This window comes from Lactococcus ileimucosae, from assembly GCF_943193185.1.
In the GTDB taxonomy this organism is placed as follows: Bacteria; Bacillota; Bacilli; order Lactobacillales; family Streptococcaceae; genus Lactococcus; species Lactococcus ileimucosae.
The window spans coordinates 1-1,663 of the sequence record NZ_CALPDE010000050.1; the positions used below are offsets into that span (position 1 = coordinate 1).

At 51.5% G+C, this 1,663-nt stretch carries 2 rRNA genes; both read right to left on the reverse strand.

Going from position 1 to position 1,663, the window contains the following annotated elements:
• Positions 1 to 780 (reverse strand): 23S ribosomal RNA (locus NFR51_RS10960); the annotation flags it as partial.
• Between the two features lie 294 nt (positions 781 to 1,074).
• A 16S ribosomal RNA gene (locus NFR51_RS10965) occupies positions 1,075 to 1,663 on the reverse strand; the annotation flags it as partial.

Sequence of the window (1,663 nt, forward strand, 5' to 3'; positions counted from 1 at the left end):
ATTAGCCTTTCACTCCGATCCACAAGTCATCCAAATCTTTTTCAACAGATCCTGGTTCGGGCCTCCAGTTGATGTTACTCAACCTTCACCCTGCTCATGGATAGATCGCTCGGTTTCGGGTCTATATCCAGCGACTGTGTCGCCCAGTTAAGACTCGGTTTCCCTACGGCTCCCCTATACGGTTAACCTCGCCACTGAATATAAGTCGCTGACCCATTATACAAAAGGTACGCAGTCACAGAACAAGTCTGCTCCTACTGCTTGTACGCACACGGTTTCAGGATCTATTTCACTCCCCTCTCCGGGGTTCTTTTCGCCTTTCCCTCACGGTACTGGTTCACTATCGGTCAGCCAGGAGTATTTAGCCTTGGAGGATGGTCCCCCCGTCTTCAGTCAAGGTTTCTCGTGCCCCGACCTACTCGATTTCACGTGATCAGATTTTCGACTACGGGGCTATCACCCGCTATGGCCAGACTTCCCAGTCTGTTCGTCTAATCCGTCACACGCTTAAGGGCTGGTCCCCGTTCGCTCGCCGCTACTAGGGGAATCTCGGTTGATTTCTTTTCCTCAGGGTACTTAGATGTTTCAGTTCCCCTGGTTCGCCTCTTGCGCCTATGTATTCAGCGCAAGATACTCATCTTGTGATGAGTGGGTTTCCCCATTCAGAGATGTCCGGGTCGCAGGTCGTTTGCCACCTCACCGAACCTTATCGCAGGCTACCACGTCTTTCATCGCCTCTGGCTGCCTAGGCATCCACCGTGTGCGCTTCATTGCTTGACCCTATAACCCGAAGGAGTCTGGGGTTCGCAATGATAACGATTGCCGGATACGCTTGAGACGTATCACAATACAATTTACGTAGAAACGCGTTCAACGCGTTTCTGTCAGCATGATATACATTGTTAAAGAGCGACTGCCATAGGCAGTGATAAACACGCTGTTCCTTTCATTTTAAAAGAAAAAAGAAGGTCTTTCTTTTTCTTTTAACGTGAAAGCGCGTTTATCACTGCGCATCAACAGCATTCTGATCAGGTAATTCATTGTGAGCGCTTGCCGCGAGGGGAAGACATCGTTTAAGGAGGTGATCCAGCCGCAGGTTCCCCTACGGCTACCTTGTTACGACTTCACCCCAGTCATGAACCACACCGTGGTGATCGCCCTCTTGCGTTAGGCTAACCACTTCTGGTGCAGTCCACTCCCATGGTGTGACGGGCGGTGTGTACAAGGCCCGGGAACGTATTCACCGTGGCATTCTGATCCACGATTACTAGCGATTCCGACTTCACGGAGTCGAGTTGCAGACTCCGATCCGGACTGAGATCGGCTTTTCGGGATTGGCTCACTCTCGCGAGTTGGCAACCCTTTGTACCGACCATTGTAGCACGTGTGTAGCCCTACTCGTAAGGGCCATGATGACTTGACGTCGTCCCCACCTTCCTCCGGTTTGTCACCGGCAGTCTCCTTAGAGTTCCCGCCATTACGCGCTGGCAAATAAGGACAAGGGTTGCGCTCGTTACGGGACTTAACCCAACATTTCACAACACGAGCTGACGACAGCCATGCAGCACCTGTCTCTGCGTTCCCGAAGGCACCAAGTGATCTCTCACAAGTTCGCAGGATGTCAAGAGTAGGTAAGGTTCTTCGCGTTGCATCGAATTAAACC